Genomic DNA, 20,905 nt, shown 5'->3' with positions numbered 1-20,905 from the left:
TGTCAAAGTGCGGACGGCGGCTTTGGCAGCATGAGTGATCGGTCAGATGCATTGAGCGCTCCTGACGCCGTCAGCTACAATTTTGCGGCCACTACTTTCCGGAATCTCAGCCCATAATGCCAAGGCGGCAGATCAATCACATTTCCCGACAGTTCGAGTCCGCCTGCCTGTCCTGCCCACTCCACGATTTTCTCGGGACGCGGTCGGATTTCCATCATCGGACCGCGCGGAGTGGTGGGATCGTAACGCCAGTGGATGACGAGCACCCACCCACCGGGTCGCACTACCCGCGCCGCTTCCCGCAGCAGCGCCACCGGCTCCTCGCAGTGCAGGATGTTGAAAAACAGGACGGCATCTTGCGAGGATGGCTCAACCCCAAATCCATCCGTCATCACATCGCACACCTGGCAGTGGAGGTTCTGCAAGCCCGCTGCCGTCGCGCGCTCCAGAGTGCGTTCCACCATCGGCGGCTCGATGTCCACACTGGTCAGCGAGCCTGTGATGCGTCTTGCGACGGGCAGTGTGAACGTGCCGTGTCCGCAGCCCAGTTCCACCACATCACGCAGCATGCTGTCCACGCCAAGTTGGTCGAGGATGAGGGGGACATCGAACAAAGTTTCCCAGTAAGCCTCCGTCGGCATGCCGCTGTCGCGCAATTTCATAGTAGCGTCTCTGACATCGCACGCGTCTTCCTGCAAGATGTCTTCACAACTTAGAGAGCACCGCCCCAGTCTGAAAGCCATGCTGCTGGAAGATTTTCCCACCCCGCTCCGGCATGGCGAGATAGCGGGCGAACTTGAGCGCCTCCTGCGGCTGTGTGCAGGCGGCGAGCACGGCGGCGCTGGCATTCTCACGATGCTTGGTGAGTTCTGGCAGTTCCACGGCTTCCAGCCCTTTGAATTGCGGCACGGTGGCATCCCATAGAATAGCGGCATCCACCGCGCCAAGTTGCACATCGGCCGCAATCTCGGTGACGGTGGGCTTCATCACCGCCGCTTTGGCGGCGATGCCCTCCCACTGCGCCGCTAACAGCATGCGCGTCACTTTGGAAATGCTGGCACTGTCTGGGTTTGCAATGGCGAGCTTCACATCGGCGCGGGTGAGGTCGGCCAGTGAGCGGATGCCTTTCACGTTGCCTTTTTTCACGGCGACCACGGGGTGTTGCACAGCGATGGGCACGGCTTCAGTAATGACATTGAGTCTGCGCGCGTCCGCGAGCGAACCATTATCCGTGGCGATGAACAGATCGCCCTGCTTGGCGATTTGAAGCTGGCTCAACAGCGTGCCGGTGGGGCCGTATTGCAGGAAGACTTCGATGCCGCATTCATCTTGGTATTGTCGAGCGATGGCTTCGACGGGATTTTTCAGGCCAGCCGCGCAGAAAACAGTGAGAGCGGTTTTCCCTCCGCCTTGCTTCGGATACATGAACAGCCATACCGCGCAGCCGAGGGCGATGAATGCTAGAAAGAGTATGGTGAAAAATCGGCGATGCATGGGTCAAAATTACGCGACCGGTTTGGCTAAAGTTGCGCCGGGTGCTCAAGCCCTGCCACTCCTGCTTTGCTGAGGTAAATAAAAAACCAGCCTGTGATGCAGGCTGGTTCTTCAGGTAAACAAGGCTTGGGGGCGTGCTACTTGTTGCACTTCTCGCAGACCTTGCCGTCTTTTTCGGCCTTCACGCAGCAGGGATGCTCGCACTTGCCGCCCGCTTTCTGGGCTTTGTCACAGCAGCCGCCTTCTTTGTATTTTTTCTCCACCGGAGCTCCGATGGCAAGAGCACAGCTCATGACAAAAAGACTGAGGATGTAGGCTAGTTTCATGTCGATTGTGGTTATTGGGTTGGAATTGGGGGAAGCTAGGGGCTTCCTCGTCAGCCTGTGAAACGTGGCAGGCAGGGTTGTCTGTCGTCTCAATCGGTGATTTTTGACTGAGGGCACCCGCTGACGGCGGCACTGCCGGGGTATTCAGCCAGCCAGTCTTTTTTCAAAATCACAGAGGGGTTGGCGCAGCGGCGGCGTTGCACTGCATGAACGCACTACACGGCGTCCAACCAGACGAAATCAAAACCAAGCAAACCAAATCCAACCATGAAAACGAAACTCACCCTCCTCGCCGCCACCTTGATCGTCGGCTTCAGTTCCACCAGCGCCACAGCCAGCCCCCCTGGCTGGGACTTCTATGGCTCCAAAGTGACTCCTGCTGTCAGTGCGGCCCACGCGGCGCGCGTTCACGGCCTCAAGTCCTGCTGCAACACCAGCACACGTTACACCACCGGCCCCGGCAAGGGTGGTGTTCAGGCGAATCGCAGTGTCGCCTGCAACACTGGCTGCAATGCGCCACACAATGGCAAGAACTGCTCCACCACGGAACGCAAGCAGTGTGCTAATTGAGAACCGACAGGCCCTCCCAACCCGCCAGGCATCAGATCTGGCGGGTTGGGTTCAGGAAGTAATCCTCCATTATCCATTATATGAACGATAACGAACTTCACACTCTCCTCAGACAGACGCGCCCCAAGCCTGTGTTCCTGACTTCCTTTCAGCGCGAAGTGTGGGCACGCATCGCTATTGCAGAGCAGCAATCCTGGGAAGTCCAGTGGCAACAGTGGTTTCAGGTTCTGTTCCTCTGGATCGCCCGCCCTGTTCCAGCAGCAGTCATATTGACGACAATGCTGGTTGCCGGTGCCGGGCTTGGCAATCTGACCGCGCCTGATGGCAATGTAAGCGCTCGGCGAAGTGCGTACATTGCATCCATCAACCCTTTGATTGCAACACACACCGAGACTCACGAATGAAACGAGGTTTCTGGATTTTGATCCTTTCACTGCTGGCTGGCTTGATGGGTTTTGTCGTCAGTCGCCAGCAATGCCGCTGCGCATGGAATGAGCGAACAGCCACACAGGAGCGCGGGTCTCAACTGCCTGGACTCGAATGGCTTCGTCACGAGTTCGGCTTGTCGAATGAACAGTTCACGAAAGTTTCTGAGCTGCATCTGGCCTATCGACCTATTTGTGAAAACCTCTGCATGAAAGTCATGGCTTCTCATGCGAAGGTGAAAAGGCTCGTTGGTGGTGGAACACAAGTATCGCCGGATCTCATATCGGCATTAAAGGAGCATGCCGAGTTGCATGTGGAATCTCAGACAGCGATGCTCTCGCACCTTTATCGGACAGCGAGTTGCATGACCCCAGAGCAGGCCAGGCATTATCTTGACGCCATGCTGCCGCAGGTCATCGAAATGGGGATGGAGCCCGAAGATATGTCCAGTGGGCACTAACCATCAGCCATATCATGGAACCCATTACTGATGTGTTGCTGATGCAGCAATTGTCCGAAGGTGATGATCTGGCCTTGAACGAGATCATGTCTCGTTGGCGCGATCGTATTGCCGTTTTTCTTCTGCGCATGGTCGGCAATCATGCGACTGCAATGGATCTCACCCAGGAGACGTTTGTTCGCCTCTACACCAGTCGTCACAGATACAAACCCACGGCAGCCTTTTCGACTTACCTCTTTCATATCGCGGCCAACCTCGCCCGCAGTCACATCCGCTGGCAAGGCAGGCATCCCACCGTGCCGCTCGAGGACGACGAGGGCGCTGCGGTCATGGTCATTGAGCCAGAAGACTCGCAGCCTTCGCCGGATGCTGCCGCCGAACTCCGCGAGAAGGCGGCTCTCGTACAAACAGCCATCGCCGCACTGCCCGCCGATCAGCGGGAAGCACTGCTGCTCTTTGCCGTGGAAGACATGAGCCACGCCGACATCGCCAAAACCTTGGGCTGTTCTGCCAAGTCCGTGGAAGTACGCATCTACCGCGCCCGGCAGGCATTGAAGGAGGCGCTGAGCCGCCAGTCGGGGTGATCATGAACAATCTGGAGGGGTTGGCCGCTGGCTGGCGTTGCACCTGATGACTGCCATATTACAGGCAGCGCAAACCCCAAAACAAAACAGCATCCACCATGAAACTCACTCTCGCCCTCCTCTCCAGCCTGCTCCTCGGCGCTGGCATCGTCTCCGCCATTGAAGGTGTCCCCGCCACCTATCCTCTCAAAAAATGCGTCGTTTCTGACGAAGATCTCGGCGGCATGGGCAAGCCCGTCAAAGTCACCCACGATGGCACCGACGTGTATCTGTGCTGCAAGTCCTGCCTGAAGGACTTCAACAAAGACCCCGCCAAGTTCGTTGCCAAAGTGAAGTCGGCGGTGAAATAATCCTCTCGCATTCATAACCACAGGCATTTCCCTTTGATGAAAAAAGCACTCCTCGCTCTTCTCGCGGTCAGCCTGACCACCTTCGCTCTCAGCGCTTGCGCCGCCAAAGGTCAGCAGGCCGGACAAAAGCACTGTTCGAGTTGTGGACTGCCCTAGCTGTTCGTTACACCTGGAGATTGGTCGGCACCAACCCCGGCCAGTTTCTTTTTCGTCATTTCCCCATAAACGCATCCCGCATCACCATTCCACCAACCATGAAATCCGTCTTTTCACTTTGGCTGCTCCTAATGGCCTCCATAAACGCTCAGGTGCAGGTCGAATCGCTCCCGGAACCGGGCATCCAGCCGCAGGTCGTCGTGACGACCGCAGGCGTGGTGCATCTGGTTTATCTCAAGGGCGATCCTAAAGCCTGCGACATCCGCCATGCCACGCGGCGTGTGGAGGGTGATGAGTGGACTGCGCCCGTCACCGTGAATAGTGAACCACGCTCCGCCATTGCCGCAGGTACCATTCGTGGCGCACAAATAGCTCTTGGAAAGGATGGCAGCGTGCAGGTCATTTGGAACGGCAGTAGCGATACCAAACCGGGCAAGATGCCGCAGTCACCGCTGCTCCATGCGAGGCTTCAGCCCGGTGCGAAGGCTTTCAGCCCGCAGCAAAATCTGATGGGCGACACCACTGCGCTCGATGGCGGCGCATCCATCGCTGCGAATGACAAGGGGCATGTCTGCGTCGTCTGGCACGCCGCGCCTGCGAATGAAACCGGAGAGGGCGCACGTCTGGTCTGGGTGCGGTATTCCGCCGATGACGGCGGCACATTTTCAGCGCCCACGGCACTGAACGCCACAAAGCCCGGCGTCTGCGCCTGCTGCTCCCTGCGTGCGCATCTTGCCAGCGATGACACGCTGAGCGTGCTCTATCGCGCCGCGACCACGCCGGATGCACGCGGCATGACCCTCATCACGAGCAAAGCCGGACGCACCGCCTTGACCAAGCTCGACGACTGGCGCATCGCCGCCTGTCCCATGAGCAGCGCCAGCCTTCTGCCCAGTGCGCAATCGTTGCGTGCCGCGTGGGAGAATGACGGTCAGATCGTCACCGGCCTCATGGGTGCTGCCGCCGCTGCCACGCAGAAAATCGGCCCCAAGAATGCCAAACATCCCACCCTCACTCAGAACGCGAGAGGCCAAACCCTCATCACCAGCATCATCGGCTCCGGCTGGTCCAAAGCTGGCAGCCTGCATTGGGACATCCTGGATGCCCAAGGACGCGTTACCGACTCCGGCGATGGCGAAAAACTGCCCGTGTGGAGCTACGCCACCGCCTATGCACGACCCGACGGCGGCTTTGTCATCCTGCGCTGATCAGCGCTTGTGTTGCACAAATCACAACCCAGCCCAATGCAGACCGCCGTCCATGATTCAAGCAGTCGAAGCGAATCGCTGAGCGGCAAGCTCACGAGGAGTCGGCTGTTTCAGGATTATCAGAGTGCTTTCGAAAGCGCCACCGGACTCCCCATGCATTTGCACGAGGCAGGAGGTGTGCCGGGAGGATTGTCCAGCCGTCCAGGTGGAAATTCTTTTTGCCTTTTGATGGCAAAAAGCAATCAAGCGTGTGCCGCGTGCTTTGCCTTGCAGCAGAAGATCGAGCAGCAGGCCGGCATGGAGCCAAGATCGCTGCATTGTTTTGCGGGTTTGTGCGAGAGTGCGGTGCCGGTGCGCGTGGGCGAGAAGATCATCGCTTTTCTTCAGACGGGTCAAATTCTGCTGCATCGGCCCGATGCCAAACAGTTCACCAAAGTGGCACAGACCTTGATCGAAATGGGAGCCGAGATTGATCTCAAGAAGGCGGAGGAAGCATGGTTTGCCACCACCGTGCTCAAAGAGTCGCAGTATCAATCCATGCTGCGGCTATTGCACATTTTTGCCGGTCATTTATCCGAGTGCGCCAACGCCCTGAGCCTGGAGGCACAGTCGGCGGAATCCGCTTCCGTCACCAAGGCGAAGGTCATCGTCCAGGCGAACTCTGATGATGAGATTTCTCTGGGGCGCGTTGCCAAGGCAGTGAATGTGAGCGCTGGCTACTTCAGCGAGTTGTTTCACAAGACCACCGGTCTGACCTTCACCGAGTATGTAGCACGCGTACGGCTGGAGAAGGTGAAAAATCTGCTGACGAATCCCCGACTGCAAATCACCACCATTGCCTACGACACGGGATTTAGATCACTGTCTCAGTTCAACCGCGTGTTCAAACGCGTGTGTGGCGTCAGTCCGCGTGAGTATCGCTTGAAGTTGATTGGGGACGCGGAAACCTGATAATCTGCACAGTAGTGCCGATGCGATGCGGAGCATGGGGGCAATGGCGAGGTAGTCTCGCCGCATGTCACAGGAATCCATCCAGGTCACCATCGTCGATTCCGCAGGCGTCCAGCAGACGTTCCATGCGGGCCGCGTGGAACTCGACTGCGGGTGTGGTTGCATTGACATCCGCTCTGGCAGGCCCGCCTTTTGCCGGGATTTTGATCGTGGCGTATTGACGCTGGATGATGGGACCACAGTCACCACGCTGAACGTCACCCGAGGCATGGCCTCACTCACGGGAAACGCAGTCAATGTCATCTGCGAGAGCGCAATCTTGGACCGCCAGGACTGGGGTGAACACCCCATAGTTTCCTCAAGCGCCTGCGATGAAGGCATCTCCAGCCCAGCTTCCACACTTTCGCCAACGGTGAACAGTTTTCCGGCCCAACCAGCGGAACCCAAACAGAACAAACAACAGACACACTACCATATATGAAAACATTGATGAAGACACTCCTGATGGTCGGCAGCCTTGGCGTTGCCAGTCTCCTGACCTCCTGCCAGAGCGGTACGACATACGTTGCGCCCACCAGCGCCGTGAGTTGCAGCAAGTGCGGCACCGTTTATTTCCAAGCTCCCGCCACCAACGGTGTTGGCGCTGCCGGTGCCAAGGGCGGCTTCATCACCCTGCGCACGGCCAGCCGAATGAGCTGCCCAGATTGTGAGAACAAGGTCATCGCATGGGTGAAGACTGGCTCCTTCACGCAGCACGTGTGCAAGACCTGCGGCGGCACCATGTATCATTGCAAGCGGCACTAAGCCTTGCATTCCTTGGGTCACCGTCGGCCTTCGCCTGGGCATCCATGCCACGCACCATTGCAAGCGACGGTAGGGGTACACCCCATGGCACCAAGTTTCAGCCCTCGCGCAATGTTACAGACAAATTTACGACCGCAATTTTCAGTCACGCAAAAATCAAAGCACAAACATCATGAAAACAACACTGACAACCACCGTGGCAACGATGAGCGTCGCCATCCTCCTCAGCCTCACCATCGCCAGTTGTGCGGGCTCCCGCCCTAATTCTACGGGCGGCTGGCACAACATGGGCGTCGGCCCCAAAGACAACAGGTCGATGCCCGATGAAAACATGCCCGGTCGCCGCTGAAATGAAGTTTGACGCGGATCAATCATTCAACGCTGAATTTGCGAACATCTCGTTCGCTGGAACCGAAACCAACCAAGCACACAAATAGAAAGACACAGATATGAAATCGACACTCAAACTCGCGCTCCTCGCACTGGCCTTCGCGGCCTTTCCCGTGGTCGCACAGGACACGCACAAGAAAATGAAGGCCACGAAGGACTGCGGTGCCTGCTGCAAACAGGGCGGCGACTGCTGCCCCAAGTGCGGCCACGATAAATGCGCGGCCTGCTGCGACAAAAAGGAAGCCCCGAAAAAGTAATTGGCCGCAGTTCGATAGAACGCAGTGCGCCCCTGCACTGCGCAGCGCTTCGGCCTGCGCAGTGCGGGGCGAGCACTTCGATCAAGCGCTGATCAGCTCGTCAATTCGCAGAACACACCTTTAAACGCCCTTCCAATTCTCTGACTATGAAATCATACCCTCATTGCTCGCGCTCTCTTCTTGCCACTGTCCTGGTGGGAAGCTGCATCGCACTCATCAGTGCCAACAGCTTGCCAGCGCAGACTCCGAAGCGCACCACGGCTACCCCCGCAGTCGATCCCGCGACACACGCCGCTCACGTCGCCTCTGGTGCCATGCCACCTGATGCGGCCAAGAGTGATCCCGCGCTCAACCAACAGCTTTCGCAATTGCAGGCGAAGGTCGCTCAACTCGAAGCCGCGCTGGCAAAAAGCGCACCACCGATGACCAGCGCAGGCGCAATGCCCGGCATGGGTGGGCCTCCGAGCGGTGCAGGCCCAGCAATGGCCGGCATGGGCCAGATGAAACCCAGTGGAATGCCTGGCATGACCGGTGGTGCCGCACCAGGGCCAGCGATGGCCGGTATGACACCAGCTCCAGCGATGGCAGGCATGGGCGGCGGCGCAATGCCTCCCGCAACGGCCATGGCCGGTGGCGGCATGGCCATGGGCATGGACATGATGAAGATGGGCGGGATGATGGGCATGATGGATAAGATGATGGGCATGATGGACAAAATGATGCCCATGGGCGGTGGTGCCATGCCAGCGGCAGCACCGATGCCTGCTGGCGGTGGCATGGGCATGATGGACATGGACATGATGAAGATGGGCGGCGGTGGCGCAATGCCAGCCGCAGCACCCGCAGCCCCGATGAGCGGCGGTGGCATGGGCATGATGGCGATGGACAAGATGGAGATGGCCGGAATGATGGGCATGGGTGGAATGGGCGGCGCAGCAGCCATGCCACAGTCCGCACTGCCAGGCTTCCCCGGTGCGTCGCACCTTTACCATCTCGGCGCGACGGGCTTCTTCCTCGACCACCCGCAGCACATCGCGCTCACGACCGAACAGACGGCCGGACTCAACAAAGCCAAGGAACAAGCGCTGCTCGCCAAGAGCACGGCGGATCGCGCGAAAGAGCAGGCCGAGCAGGAATTATGGATGCTCACCGCTGCCGATCAGCCGGACGCCGCAAAGATCGAGGCGAAGCTCGCTGAGATTGGCAAGCTCACCGCCGATGAGCGCCTCGCCTTCATCCGCGCCGTGGGCGACGCGAGCAAGCTTCTCACCGACGCGCAGCGCCAAAGCCTCACTGGCTTCGCGCCGCCCGCGCCTGCGATGCCTGCGGCGGGCATGGCCGCACCCGCGCCTGCGATGGCCCCGATGAAGGACATGTGAACAAGCAACACCCCAAAGGAACCTTATCATGAATCAGAACCACACAGACGGATGGATGCATGGCTGGTCGGACGGCTGGATGGGTGGATCGACGGGCGGAGGTGCTTGGGTTTTGCCGGTGATCGGCATCGTCATCGTGGTTCTGCTGGTCGTCGTCATAGGCAAGCTATCAAAAAAATGACTCAGCGCCCGGTGCTGCTGCAAGGCGAACTCCAAACCAGGAAAGCAATCTCATGTTGATCACTTTGCCCACCAACAAAACCGTGCGTGAAACCGCGGCGGCTTTGCAGACTGCCGTTGACGCCAATCACTTTGGCGTCATGCACATTCACGATCTCAAGGAGTCCATGTGGAAGAAGGGCGTCGAGTTCGACCATGAATGCCTGATCTTCGAGGTCTGCCAGCCGCAGCAGGCGAAGAGGGTGCTCGATGAAAACATGAGTGTCTCCACCGCGCTGCCATGCCGGATCTCCATCTACGAAGAAGGCGGCAGGACCATTCTGGCCACGTTGAAGCCAACCAACCTGCTGGCGATGTTCAACACGCCGCAATTGGACGGGGTGGCCCAGGAAGTGGAGGCCGCGATTGTTAAAATCATGACCGAGACTGCATCTCCGAGCACACCCACAGCACACGCCCCAACAACGAAACAAAGATAACACCACAGCACATGAAAAAGTCCCAGTCAAAGCCCGTCGAATTCTCCTGCCACGCTCCCAATGCAAACGCCGTGTTCCTAGCCGGCACTTTCAATGATTGGAGCGCCGACACGCTCCCTCTGAAAAAGCAAAAAGATGGACACTGGCGCATCACGCAGCCGCTTCCAACCGGACACCATGAATTCAAGTTCATCGTGGATGGGCAGTGGTGCTGCGAACCGGGCTGCGAGCACGAACATCGGGGCTGTCTCAAATGCGTGCCGAACGAATCCGGCACGATGAACCGCGTCTTGGAAGTGGGTTGAGAACAGTAGCAGCCGAAATCATTCGATGCGCATCAATGTCTGAAACAACAAAACTCCATGATGATGCGCCACCTTATGTTCGCCTTAGCCCTCGCCGTTGTTGTGAGCCTTCCCACGCTGGCTGCGGCAAGACCTCACCCAGGCCGCCACATTACTGGCATCGTTCAGAACACGAATATTCAGATGCGGGAGGCTGGGATTCTGCAAACCGATACAGGCGTGCCGCTCAGTTTCGTTTGGAACAATCGGACGACATTCGTGGCGAACATGCAGGTGGCGGACGCCGCGATCCTCAAGCGCGGAGCCAAAGTCGAAGTCAGCTATCACCAGCCGCTTTTTGGCCGTCCCTATGTCTCGAAGGTAACGCTTCTCGCAACCTCCAACCGTGTCCCATGACTCCACCCAACAATCTCCACGCATCATGAAACCCACCTCCGATACACCCGCTGCACGAACCGCCAGACGCGATGCGGGAATGCAGCTTCTCTTGATTCTAGCCATCCTGCTCCCGCTCATCATTCTTTTCCTCCTGCCAGGCGGTGGCATGATGCACGGGGGCATGTTCTTTTGGATGGGTCTGCTGCTCTGCTTCTGGATGCTCTCAATGTTCATCGGAACCACGGAGGAAAGTGAGCCGGAGGCTACTGCGCGTCTCTTGGCCGCTGAAGAACAGCCTGCGGCGGTCAAAGAGGTGATGGACGTTCGTTTCGCCGAGGAAGACAACGGCGTGCGGGTTTTTCGTGGTCGGCTGCGTGAGCCAGCCGCCTCTGTTTACGCCAAACTCAAGCACGCGCTCGGTGCCAACTCCACCCCGCTGCTACAGTCTGATGAGCAGTTCGGCGCAGCGATCCTGCTTGCGCCCGAGCCAGTCGAGAGGGCTGTGACGGAGCAGCGCGCGAGGCCGTGGGTGAATGGGTTGTTGTTTGCTCTCACCATTGCCACCACCACCTGGGCAGGGGCGGCGCATCAAGGCATTGATTTGCTCCGCGAGCCGGGACGATTCGCTGTTGGTCTGCCTTACGCACTCGGGTTGATGTTGATTCTCCTCGTTCACGAATTGGGGCACTACTTCATGGCACGGCATCATCGCATCCGTGTCTCGCTGCCTTACTTTATTCCGGTGCCGTTCGCGCTGGGCACGTTCGGCGCTTTCATTGAGATGCGTTCCCCTGCGGAGAATCGCCGCGCGCTCTTTGATGTCGCTGTCGCCGGGCCGCTGGCTGGGCTGGTCATCGCCATCCCGGCACTATTGATCGGGTTGCGCTCGTCAGTCATCGTGGCCGTTGCTGAACCGGTGGCAGGCATGATGCATGGTGGCACGTCCATCGGCTCGTCGGTGCTGCTCGCCTTTCTCGCGAAACTCTCACTGGGCACCGAACTGCTCGATGGTCATCTGCTGCAACTCAGCCCGCTGGCCTTTGCAGGCTGGCTTGGCCTCATGGTGACGGCGCTCAATTTGCTCCCCATCGGCCAGCTCGATGGCGGTCACATCGCTCATGCGATGTTCGGACGCCGCGCAGGCGATACCATTGGCAGTGTCGCCATGTGGACGCTGCTGCTGCTCGGGCTGTTTGTGTGGCCGGGGCTGCTGACGTGGGCGCTCATCGTCTTTTTCATTGCGGGCCGTGGTGCGCCGCCGCTGGACGATTTGACACCGCTGTCGCCATCGCGCCGCTGCCTGGGTTACGCAGCCTTCGCCATCCTCGCCCTCATCATCGCCCCGCTGCCGCACAAGCTGTGGGAAGCCGTGGGCATCCACTGCCCTTACATGTGAGCGCAGCATGAACCCAACCTGACCCTGTAACGAAAGCATAAATTTTATGGACTGGACTTCACTGCTACCCCTGGCCGCCATCGGCCTGATGTTTTTCTTCATGATGCGCAACGGTAGTGGCTGCTGTGGCGGCGGTCATTCGCGGCATCAGGAAAATCGCAAAGATCCAGCAAACAAAGACGAAGCTCGTCCAGCAAAGGAGCAACCGGATCGCAAATGAACACGCCTGCACAAAGCCTGGCCTTCGGCGCGCCGGGAATTGAGCCGCGCTGGACCTCCAGCGCCAAGGATGGCATTGGCACGGCGTATCACAGCGCGTCCTGCATCTGGTTCACGCTCAGTCACGGGATCATCAACGAGATTTACTTTCCGCATGTGGACTCGCCGAACACGCGCGACTTGCAGTTTCTCATCACGGACGGCGAATCGTTCTGCCACGAAGAAAAGCGCGACCTACTTCACAAGACCGAATACCCGGAGCAAAACGCATTGCTCTACCGCCTCACCAACTCCGACCGCGAGGGCCGCTATCGCCTCGTCAAAGAAATCGTCGTTGATCCGCATTCATCGGTTTTGTTGATGCATACGCGGCTGGAAATTCTGGACGAGAAGCTGCGCGGCAAACTGCGGCTTTACGCGCTGCTCGCCCCGCACATGAAGGGCACGGGCAAGAACAACTCGACCTGGTTGTGTGGCGTGGGTGGACGGAAGCTCATCGAGGCGCAACGCGAGGACATTGATATGTCCTTCGGTTGCACGCCTGATTTCACGCGGCGCTCCGTCGGCTACGTCGGATTCAGCGATGGCTGGCAGGACTTGATGGATAACTTCAAGATGGATTGGGAATTCAGCGAGGCTGTGGATGGCAACATTGCATTGATGGGTGAGATTGATTTATCGGGCGGGCTGGAGTTCACGCTGGGCGTGGGCTTCGGGCATACTTCGCACAGCGCGTGCGCCCATCTGCTGCAAGCGTTGGCCACCCCTTTCGCCGACCAGCGCGAGAAGTATGTCAGCCAATGGCAGCGCGCTCGTGCCAGGGTGGATCTGAGCGCGCACACCAGCGACGGCGGTTCAATGATGCGCTTGAGCCAATGTCTGCTGCTGGCGCATGAAGACAAGGTTTTCCAAGGCGCGTTCGTCGCGTCGTTGAGCATCCCTTGGGGCGACACCAAAGACGACACTGACCGGGGCGGGTATCATCTGGTCTGGACGCGCGACATGGTGCAAACCGCCACCGCGCTGCTGGCCTGCGGGCATACGGAGTCGCCGTTGCGCGCGCTGATCTGGCTGGCGTGTGTTCAGGCGGCGGATGGCAGCCTGCCGCAAAACAGTTCGATCAGCGGCGAAGCTTACTGGAAAGGAATTCAACTGGATGAAGTGGCCGCGCCGATTCTGCTCGCCTGGCGATTGCAGCAGGCGAACGCGCTCCGGCAATTTGATCCTTGGGCACTGGTCTCGCGCGCCACACGTTATTTGATCCTGCACGGACCGGTGACGGCACAAGAACGCTGGGAGGAAGCTTCCGGTTACTCGCCTTCGACGCTGGCGACCATCATTGCGAGCCTCGTGTGTGCGGCGGAATTTGCGCGCGGCAAACAAGACAACTTCGCGGCTGACTTTCTGCTCGACTACGCGGACTGGCTTTCAGCGCACTTGGAAGAATGGACAGTCACGAGTCGCGGCGAACTCATGGTAGGCAGACCGCGACATTACATCCGCATCACGCCCGCCGATCCAAAAAAAGCAGTGGCTTCGCCTGACCCGGACAATGCGGTGATGTTCATCGCCAATGGAGGCGGCAAACATCATGCAAGGAACATCGTCGGTGGTGATTTCCTTCACCTCGTCCGCTTGGGAGTTCGAGCAGCGGATGACCCGGTGATCGTCGATTCCCTCGCGGTCATAGATCACATCCTCAAACACGACTTGCCGCAAGGTCCGGGCTGGCGGCGCTACAATCACGACGGCTATGGCGAGAAATCCGATGGCAGCGCCTATGATGGGACGGGTGTTGGTCGTTGCTGGCCGATTCTTACCGGCGAACGTGGTCACTATGAACTGGCTGCCGGACGCGATCCCCTGCCGTTGATTGAAACGATAGAGAAATTCGCCAACAGCGGCGGCATGTTGCCAGAACAGCTATGGGACGCCGACGATTTGCCCGACGGAAAGATGAAGCGCGGCAGCCCGACGGGCTCGGCCATGCCGCTGTGCTGGGCGCACGCGGAGTATGTGACCCTGGTGCGCAGTCACAAGGACGGGGTTTGTTTTGACCGCATCGAGCCGGTGTATCAGCGCTTCGCCAAAGGCGGGACCGGCAGCGGGATTGAAATGTGGACGCTTGCCCACCAGTCGCAGAAGATTGTTCCCGGTAAAACGCTTCGCCTCATCACTGACAAAGCTGCGACCATTCACTGGAGTTTCGATGGCTGGATGTCCGCCAATGATCTGGAAATGCGTGATGCGGGATTCGGTTGCTGGTTCGCAGATTTGCCCTCGGACCAGCTCCCAGCCGGTGCCAGCATCGTCTTCACATTTTTATGGGAGCAGGGATGGGAACAAAAAGATTTCCAAATCGGAGTCGCTGCGTCGGACCAAACTCTAATACCAACTGGATAAACTAATTATGAATGTGCTCTCGATTGATACAGGCGGAACCCACGTCAAAATTCTTGCCACCGGAGAGAAGACTCACCGGGAGCTTCCATCTGGTCCGACGCTCACGGCGCGGCGCATGGTCGCTGCCGTCAAGAAGCTGGCCGGGGATTGGAAGTATGAGGTGGTTGCGATTGGTTATCCGGGACTCGTGGTCCACGGGCGACCCGTTTTGGAACCGCACAACCTTGCTCCGGGCTGGGTCGGGTTTGATTTCGCCGCCGCGTTCAAGTGTCCGGTGAAAGTGATCAATGATGCAGCCATGCAAGCCTTGGGCGGCTACAAGCACGGCAAGATGCTTTTCCTTGGCCTCGGAACCGGCCTCGGCTCTGCCATGATTGTGGATGGCATCGTGGTGCCGATGGAACTGGCCCACCTGCCATACAAGAAGGCGACTTATGAGGACTATGTGGGGATTCGCGGACTGAAGAAGCACGGTAAAAAAAGATGGCGACGGCATGTTGAAGACGTGGTGAAGCGCCTCAGCGCCGCCCTCGAACCCGACGATGTGGTTCTGGGCGGAGGCAACGTCCACAAACTGAAGAAGCTGCCTCTCGGTTGCCGCGTCGGCGACAACGCGAAAGCATGTATCGGCGGATTTCGGCTGTGGGCCAATTCCGCTGATGTGCGGCAATCTGTTAAAAAGGTCAGTCCGGCGCGGGAGAGACATGGCGAACACCCATGACAAAGACAATTATGAAATCAACATTCCAACAACTCAACAGGCGGCGCTTCATCCGCGTCTCCGCAGCGATCGGGCTGCTGGTCGGACTGTTTTGCGCTTCGGAACTGCGCGCGCAAACACCCGAGGAACACGCGAGCCATCATCCCGGCGGTGCTGCCCCGGCGGCAGGCGGAATGCCCGCCGCTGTTGGAGCAACCCCTGCGCCCGGTGGCATGGGCGGTATGATGGAAGGCATGGGCGAGATGATGAAAGGCATGATGGGCGGCGGCTCGCAGACCAAGGAACTCTATCCCACGCTCATGGCCTTGCCGGAGCTTTCACCCGAGCAACGCAAGCAAGTCGAGGCACAGGCTGGCGAGCGGATGCACACGGGCACGGTCTTGATGGGACAAGCGCTCGACACGCTCAACGCAGGCACGCAGTCTGGCGATTACGCTGCGATGCACGAGGCGACGACGCGGATGCGTGAAGGCATCGCGCAACTGGAGAGCGGCATCGCCGCACGTCGTGCTCTGGCGGAAGGCATTGCTCCGCGCTCGGTCGCTCTCGCATGGTTTAAGCAAGAGATGAACCTCGCACCCGCTGCCGTGCTCGCTGCGTATCAGGGGTCGGGCGTCACTGTGTTTCATCTCTTCACAATGGGGTTGCTCGTCGCGTTCGCGCTGGCGATGGTCGCCATGTATTTCTTCAAGATGCGCCGCGCGGCGGCCCTCTTTGGGCGAATCGAGGCCGACAAAGGATCGCCGCCACCGGGATCCGCACCGGAGCTTGCGGGTGGCAAACCTCCGTCCCGTGACAAACCAGCCACTCCTGCTGACAAGCCTGCTGCACCATGAGCGATCTGCCTCCAGAAAAGACCGCGCCGCCATTGACCGCCAATTGGCGCGGGCAGCTCCGCGTGGGGAGCATCATCAAGGAAACGCCGAACGTGAAAACGTTTCGGCTGCTGCCTGCATCCGGCGAGCGCTTCCTCCCCTTCACCTTTGTGCCGGGTCAGTTCCTCAACCTCGCGTTCTGGATTGGCGGCGCGCGAATGAACCGCTCCTACTCCATTTCATCCTCGCCAAACCAGCGCGAACACGTCGATCTCACCGTGCGGCGTGAGCCACGCGGCGCGGTCTCGCGTCACATCGTCGATTTGCTCAAGGTGGGCGACATCATCGAAGCGGGTGGCCCGGTCGGCAAATTCACGTTTGATGGCACCGAGGCGGACAGCATCGTCCTCATCTCCGGTGGCGTGGGCATCACGCCGATGGTGAGCATCAGTTGTTATCTCACCGAGCAGAAATGGCCCGGCGACATCTTCTTCATCTATGTGTGCCGCACTCCCGCCGATTACATTCTGGCGGATGCCATCGCCGCGCTGGCGCGCGAGAATCCCAAGCTGCACGTCATCATTACCATGACCCGACCGGAAGGGACGGACTGGCAAGGCCCGCGCGGACATCTCACGGCGGAATTGCTCGCCCAATCCGTTCCCGAACTGACATCGCGACGAATCCACCTCTGCGGCCCGATCCCGATGATGGATGCGACGAAAGCGCTCCTCGCCGAAATGGGCGTGCCTCCAGACCAACTCAAGACCGAAGCCTTCGGCACCCCCAAGCCAACCCCGGCTCCCGCAGGAACCACCGCCAAACCTTCCGCCGAAGCCGCCGGGCCGCTGGTGACATTTTCCAAGAACAACAAGTCGGCGAAAATTCAGGCCGGTCAGACTGTGTTAGAACTATCCGAAGACCTCGGCATCGGCATCGAATTCTCCTGCCGCGTCGGCACCTGTGGCGTGTGCAAAGTGAAGATGACATCCGGCGAGGTCACGATGGCGGTCGATGACTCGCTCGACGCCGACGACAAAACCAACGGCATCATCCTCGCCTGCCAGGCCATCCCGAAAGGCGACATTGCCGTGGAGGCATAGCCCTATGAAAGCACGCGAACGCATCATCCTCACCGGCATCCTCAGCCTCCTTGTGCTGGGCTGGCTTGGGTTTCTCGTGCATAGCTCGCCGCGCTTTGCGGGCAGCGGCATGGGCGCGGTGTTTGGCATCGCGGGGGCGGTCCTCATGCTGTTCCCGCTCGCCTATCCCATCGTCAAGCGCATCCCCTTCATCAACACCCGCGTCACCAAGCATGTGTCGATGGAGACGCTGATGATCATCCACGTTTATGCGGGCATCTTCGGCCCCTTGCTTGCGATCATTCACACCGGCCACAAGTATGAAAGCTGGCTGGGCATCACGCTGACCGCCGCGATGCTGCTCGTCGTCGTGAGCGGGTATGCGGTTCGTTATTTGCTCACCTACGTCAATCAGGAGGTAAAGGATAAGTTGCTCCTGCTGCAGACAGCGCGTGGCGATCTCGACCATGCGTGGGGAGTGCTGGAGAACCTCCCAGCGGAACAGAGCGCACCACCAAAGGCACCCCTCCTCATGGCTGCGATGGCGAACCTGGGGATAGACCTCTCACCCGGCGGCCCGACCGGAGAAGTCACCCGCACCGCCGAAGCCGTCGCGGACCTCGAATATGCAGTGCGCACACACGAGCTGTTCAAACGCTGGTTCAGCCTCGCGCTGAAGCTTCACATCGTTCTCTCCCTGCTTTTCTATGTGCTGCTCGGGCTGCACATCTGGGCAGGCATTCACTTCGGACTAAGGTGGTTCTCATGACACTCAAAAAAGCACTCCTCTTCGCGGTCCTCACCTTCGTCTTGCTGGTGCTCGCTTTCTTTGTCTTTTCCTCGCGTCATCCCGATAAGACGGCGCACGCGGCACTCTCACCCGCCTCCTGGCAGCACATGGTCCTCCCCGGCGCACTGTCGCAGCCGCACGCTTTTCTCGCCGACAATTGCGCCGCCTGCCACACCCCGAACAAAGGCGTCGAGGCGCAGAACTGCATCGTCTGTCATGCCGACAACAAGACCGTCCTCCAACGTCAGCCGAGCGCCTTCCATGCGGAGATCAGCGAGTGCGCCGCCTGCCATCTCGAGCATCAGGGCCGCATTCCGAGCACGACAAAAATGGATCACGTCGCCCTCGCGCACATCGGCTTGAAGCAAGCGCAAAAGTCCGCCACCGCGCACGATCCGCAACTCGCTGCACTCGTCGCCTGGATGAAGCAGACCGACTCGTCACCCCACGCGCCGCAACTTCAGCGCGCCGAGTCGCAGCTTAATTGCGCGACGTGCCATTCCACTAAAGACCGCCATCGCGGCCTGTTCGGCAACGACTGCGCCTCATGCCACGCGACCACGAAATGGACCCTTCCCGACTTCCGCCATCCCTCGTCCACCTCGCAGTCCTGCGCCCAATGCCATCAGGCTCCGCCAAGTCATTACATGATGCACTTCAAAATGGTTTCGATGATGACCGCCCGCGTGGCAAAGGCCGAGGTCAATCAATGCTTCCTCTGCCATCAAACCACCTCATGGAACGACATCAAAGGTGTCGGCTTCTACAAGCACCATTGACGACCATGACCCGTGATCCCATCTGCGGCATGACCGTCAATCCAGACAGCGCATTTCATGCCGAGCGCGATGGTCAGACGTATTATTTTTGCGGTGACGAATGCCTCCAGCAATTCTTGAGTGCTCAAGCGGTCTCTCAGCGTGCCGGGCCGTGTGTCATCGTGATCTTTGGCGCGTCCGGTGATTTGACGAAACGCAAGCTGCTGCCTTCCCTCTGCAACCTCGCCGCCAGCGGTTTGCTGGCGGAGGACTTTGCCATCATTGGTGTGGGTCGCAGAGAGTGGTCTGACGAAGACTTCCGGCAGCAGATGCGGGAGGCCGTGGCCGAGTTTGCCCCGCAGAAAGTGGACCCGGCAGTGTGGACTAACATCGAGCAACGGCTGCGCTACTGCCGTGGGGCCTACACCGATCCGGGAACTTATCAAAAGCTGAGCACCATGCTGGCTGAGTCAGACGCAAAGCAGCACACCGGCGGGAATGCGTTGTTCTATCTCTCCGTGCCGCCCGCTTCCTTTGCACCTATCGCTCAACAGCTCCACGAGAACGGTTTGTTGCAGGAGAAGCCGCCGGTTTGGCGGCGGCTCGTGATCGAGAAGCCGTTCGGACATGATCTGGCCTCCGCACGCGAATTGAATGCCACCCTCGCCTCGGCTCTCGCCGAATCGCAAATCTTCCGCATTGATCATTACCTCGGCAAAGAGACTGCGCAGAACCTCCTCGTGTTCCGATTGGGCAACAGCATGATCGAACCGGTCTGGAACCGCATGTTCATTGATCATGTGGAGATCACGGCGGCGGAAGCGATTGGGATCGAAGGCCGCGCAGCCTTCTATGAAACCGCCGGAGCGTTCCGCGACATGATGCAGACCCACATGCTGATGCTGCTCGCGCTCATCACGATGGAACCGCCTGCCTCGCTGTCAGGCGAAGCCGTGCGCAATGAAAAGGCCAAGCTGCTCCAAGCCATTCGGATTCCCAAGCCAGAGGACGTGATGCGCGACGCTGTGCGCGGCCAGTATGGGCCGGGCGAGATCGACGGCAAACCCGCCGCCGGGTATCGCGAAGAACCGGGCGTATCGCCAGAATCAACAGTCGAAACCTTTGCCGCTGCCAAGCTGTGGGTGGACAACTGGCGCTGGGCAGGCGTGCCGTTCTATTTGCGCACCGGCAAAAGACTCGCCCGCCGTGTCACCGAGATCATCGTCCATTTCAAGCGTCCGCCGCTGTCGCTGTTTGGCGGCACGGAATGTTCCCCGCTCGGCCCCAACCTGCTCATCATGCACATCCAGCCCGAGGAGGGCATCACGCTGCAAATGCGCGCGAAGACACCAGGCCCTACCATTCACGCGCGCGCTGTGACGCTCGACTTTGACTATGCTCAATTTGGCAAAGTTGCGCCCACCACCGGCTACGAAAAGCTGCTCTATGACTGCATAATCGGCGATGCCACACTCTTCCACCGTTCGGACATGGTGGAGGCCGCGTGGAAGGTCGCTGATCCGATTTTGAGCACCTGGGCCGAGCATCCGCGCGATCACCTGGCATTCTATGCCCCTGGAACATGGGGGCCGCCAGAAGCTGAAAAGTTGCTGGCGAGTGAGGGCCATTGGTGGACGGCCTAACCCTTCAATCGACGAACTCATCCGACATCACGAGACACTGCCATGAACGACGAACACACTCATCCTGCGCCTGCTGTGAAGCACGATTACTGCGGCGGTCACGATCATCATGGCGGCGACGTGAAGCCCTCACCAGCGGCAAAATACTTCTGTCCCATGTGTTCTGGTGTGGAGTCGGACAAGCCTGGCGACTGCCCGAAGTGCGGCATGACTCTCGTGCCCAAATCAGGCACGGCGGCGACCGAGGAGGATGATAGTGAACTTACTGACATGACGCGTCGCATGTGGATTGGCGCGCTGCTCTCGCTGCCCGTGTTTCTGCTCGCGATGGCGCATCTTTTTCCCGGTGCTCCGCATTGGATCATGGGCGGGGTGTCGCGC

The 20,905-nt window shown here is 59.2% G+C and carries 28 protein-coding genes; 25 read left to right on the top strand and 3 right to left on the bottom strand.

What is annotated here, in order from left to right; translation table 11 throughout:
* Window positions 1-74: 74 nt before the first annotated feature.
* From WAW39_RS25085 to WAW39_RS25075, 3 genes are all read right to left on the bottom strand, one after another.
* Window positions 75-662 carry a class I SAM-dependent methyltransferase gene (locus WAW39_RS25085; protein WP_422321901.1) on the bottom strand — a complete coding sequence of 196 codons (588 nt, stop codon included), beginning with the start codon at window positions 660-662 and terminating at the stop codon, window positions 75-77.
* A gap of 43 nt (window positions 663-705) precedes the next feature.
* Window positions 706-1,494 carry a substrate-binding domain-containing protein gene (locus WAW39_RS25080; RefSeq protein WP_422321900.1) on the bottom strand — a complete coding sequence of 263 codons (789 nt, stop codon included), beginning with the start codon at window positions 1,492-1,494 and terminating at the stop codon, window positions 706-708.
* Between the two features lie 137 nt (window positions 1,495-1,631).
* Window positions 1,632-1,820 (bottom strand): hypothetical protein, encoded by a 189-nt coding sequence (locus WAW39_RS25075; protein ID WP_422321899.1) that lies wholly within the window; start codon window positions 1,818-1,820, stop codon window positions 1,632-1,634.
* Window positions 1,821-2,087: 267 nt separating this feature from the next.
* Here WAW39_RS25075 and WAW39_RS25070 point away from each other — a divergent pair, with 267 nt between their 5' ends.
* The 25 genes from WAW39_RS25070 to WAW39_RS24950 all read left to right on the top strand — a co-directional run.
* Window positions 2,088-2,390: a hypothetical protein gene (locus WAW39_RS25070; RefSeq protein ID WP_422321898.1), complete on the top strand. Its 303-nt coding sequence runs from the start codon at window positions 2,088-2,090 to the stop codon at window positions 2,388-2,390.
* A gap of 80 nt (window positions 2,391-2,470) precedes the next feature.
* A complete protein-coding gene (locus WAW39_RS25065) occupies window positions 2,471-2,794 on the top strand; it encodes a hypothetical protein (RefSeq protein WP_422321897.1) in 324 nt (107 codons plus the stop codon).
* Complete coding sequence (locus WAW39_RS25060) at window positions 2,791-3,276, top strand: hypothetical protein (RefSeq protein ID WP_422321896.1); 486 nt, start codon at window positions 2,791-2,793, stop codon at window positions 3,274-3,276. The genes WAW39_RS25065 and WAW39_RS25060 overlap by 4 nt, the downstream gene beginning before the upstream one ends.
* 14 nt (window positions 3,277-3,290) lie before the next feature.
* A complete protein-coding gene (locus WAW39_RS25055; RefSeq protein WP_422321895.1) occupies window positions 3,291-3,860 on the top strand; it encodes an RNA polymerase sigma factor in 570 nt (189 codons plus the stop codon).
* 98 nt (window positions 3,861-3,958) lie between these two features.
* Window positions 3,959-4,210: a hypothetical protein gene (locus WAW39_RS25050; RefSeq protein WP_422321894.1), complete on the top strand. Its 252-nt coding sequence runs from the start codon at window positions 3,959-3,961 to the stop codon at window positions 4,208-4,210.
* Between the two features lie 254 nt (window positions 4,211-4,464).
* Window positions 4,465-5,574 (top strand): hypothetical protein, encoded by a 1,110-nt coding sequence (locus WAW39_RS25045; RefSeq protein WP_422321893.1) that lies wholly within the window; start codon window positions 4,465-4,467, stop codon window positions 5,572-5,574.
* A 36-nt stretch (window positions 5,575-5,610) separates the two neighbouring features.
* Window positions 5,611-6,525: a helix-turn-helix domain-containing protein gene (locus tag WAW39_RS25040; protein ID WP_422321892.1), complete on the top strand. Its 915-nt coding sequence runs from the start codon at window positions 5,611-5,613 to the stop codon at window positions 6,523-6,525.
* Between the two features lie 64 nt (window positions 6,526-6,589).
* Window positions 6,590-7,006, top strand: a complete 417-nt coding sequence (locus WAW39_RS25035) for a hypothetical protein (RefSeq protein ID WP_422321891.1) — start codon at window positions 6,590-6,592, stop codon at window positions 7,004-7,006.
* An 8-nt stretch (window positions 7,007-7,014) separates the two neighbouring features.
* Window positions 7,015-7,329 (top strand): hypothetical protein, encoded by a 315-nt coding sequence (locus WAW39_RS25030; RefSeq protein WP_422321890.1) that lies wholly within the window; start codon window positions 7,015-7,017, stop codon window positions 7,327-7,329.
* Between the two features lie 172 nt (window positions 7,330-7,501).
* On the top strand, window positions 7,502-7,678 hold the full coding sequence (locus WAW39_RS25025) for a hypothetical protein (RefSeq protein ID WP_422321889.1): 177 nt from the start codon (window positions 7,502-7,504) through the stop codon (window positions 7,676-7,678).
* A 100-nt stretch (window positions 7,679-7,778) separates the two neighbouring features.
* Window positions 7,779-7,976 carry a hypothetical protein gene (locus WAW39_RS25020; protein WP_422321888.1) on the top strand — a complete coding sequence of 66 codons (198 nt, stop codon included), beginning with the start codon at window positions 7,779-7,781 and terminating at the stop codon, window positions 7,974-7,976.
* Window positions 7,977-8,122: 146 nt separating this feature from the next.
* Entirely contained in the window at window positions 8,123-9,355 is a 1,233-nt protein-coding gene (locus tag WAW39_RS25015; RefSeq protein WP_422321887.1) for a hypothetical protein, read from the top strand.
* 28 nt (window positions 9,356-9,383) lie between these two features.
* The gene (locus tag WAW39_RS25010; RefSeq protein WP_422321886.1) at window positions 9,384-9,536 is read left to right on the top strand and encodes a hypothetical protein; all 153 of its coding nucleotides are present in this window, start codon (window positions 9,384-9,386) and stop codon (window positions 9,534-9,536) included.
* Between the two features lie 52 nt (window positions 9,537-9,588).
* Window positions 9,589-10,014 (top strand): DUF302 domain-containing protein, encoded by a 426-nt coding sequence (locus WAW39_RS25005; RefSeq protein ID WP_422321885.1) that lies wholly within the window; start codon window positions 9,589-9,591, stop codon window positions 10,012-10,014.
* Between the two features lie 11 nt (window positions 10,015-10,025).
* Entirely contained in the window at window positions 10,026-10,319 is a 294-nt protein-coding gene (locus WAW39_RS25000; RefSeq protein WP_422321884.1) for a glycogen-binding domain-containing protein, read from the top strand.
* Between the two features lie 57 nt (window positions 10,320-10,376).
* The gene (locus WAW39_RS24995; RefSeq protein ID WP_422321883.1) at window positions 10,377-10,715 is read left to right on the top strand and encodes a hypothetical protein; all 339 of its coding nucleotides are present in this window, start codon (window positions 10,377-10,379) and stop codon (window positions 10,713-10,715) included.
* Between the two features lie 25 nt (window positions 10,716-10,740).
* Window positions 10,741-12,093: a site-2 protease family protein gene (locus tag WAW39_RS24990; protein ID WP_422321882.1), complete on the top strand. Its 1,353-nt coding sequence runs from the start codon at window positions 10,741-10,743 to the stop codon at window positions 12,091-12,093.
* 216 nt (window positions 12,094-12,309) lie between these two features.
* Complete coding sequence (locus WAW39_RS24985) at window positions 12,310-14,715, top strand: glycoside hydrolase family 15 protein (protein WP_422321881.1); 2,406 nt, start codon at window positions 12,310-12,312, stop codon at window positions 14,713-14,715.
* A gap of 7 nt (window positions 14,716-14,722) precedes the next feature.
* Window positions 14,723-15,436 carry an ROK family protein gene (locus WAW39_RS24980; RefSeq protein ID WP_422321880.1) on the top strand — a complete coding sequence of 238 codons (714 nt, stop codon included), beginning with the start codon at window positions 14,723-14,725 and terminating at the stop codon, window positions 15,434-15,436.
* Window positions 15,437-15,447: 11 nt separating this feature from the next.
* Window positions 15,448-16,272, top strand: coding sequence for a hypothetical protein (locus WAW39_RS24975; protein WP_422321879.1), 825 nt, complete (start codon window positions 15,448-15,450; stop codon window positions 16,270-16,272).
* The gene (locus tag WAW39_RS24970; RefSeq protein ID WP_422321878.1) at window positions 16,269-17,354 is read left to right on the top strand and encodes a 2Fe-2S iron-sulfur cluster-binding protein; all 1,086 of its coding nucleotides are present in this window, start codon (window positions 16,269-16,271) and stop codon (window positions 17,352-17,354) included. The genes WAW39_RS24975 and WAW39_RS24970 overlap by 4 nt, the downstream gene beginning before the upstream one ends.
* 4 nt (window positions 17,355-17,358) lie before the next feature.
* Complete coding sequence (locus WAW39_RS24965; RefSeq protein ID WP_422321877.1) at window positions 17,359-18,102, top strand: hypothetical protein; 744 nt, start codon at window positions 17,359-17,361, stop codon at window positions 18,100-18,102.
* Window positions 18,099-18,902, top strand: coding sequence for a multiheme c-type cytochrome (locus tag WAW39_RS24960; protein WP_422321876.1), 804 nt, complete (start codon window positions 18,099-18,101; stop codon window positions 18,900-18,902). The genes WAW39_RS24965 and WAW39_RS24960 overlap by 4 nt, the downstream gene beginning before the upstream one ends.
* A 5-nt stretch (window positions 18,903-18,907) precedes the next feature.
* Window positions 18,908-20,524 (top strand): glucose-6-phosphate dehydrogenase, encoded by a 1,617-nt coding sequence (gene zwf / locus WAW39_RS24955; RefSeq protein ID WP_422321875.1) that lies wholly within the window; start codon window positions 18,908-18,910, stop codon window positions 20,522-20,524.
* A gap of 42 nt (window positions 20,525-20,566) precedes the next feature.
* Window positions 20,567-20,905: heavy metal-binding domain-containing protein (locus tag WAW39_RS24950; protein ID WP_422321874.1), on the top strand; the 339-nt coding region annotated here is incomplete at its 3' end.

The sequence above is a fragment of the Prosthecobacter sp. genome (genome assembly GCF_049294395.1).
Taxonomy (GTDB): domain Bacteria; phylum Verrucomicrobiota; class Verrucomicrobiia; order Verrucomicrobiales; family Verrucomicrobiaceae; genus Prosthecobacter.
This window is presented reverse-complemented; position numbering and strand designations above follow the sequence as displayed.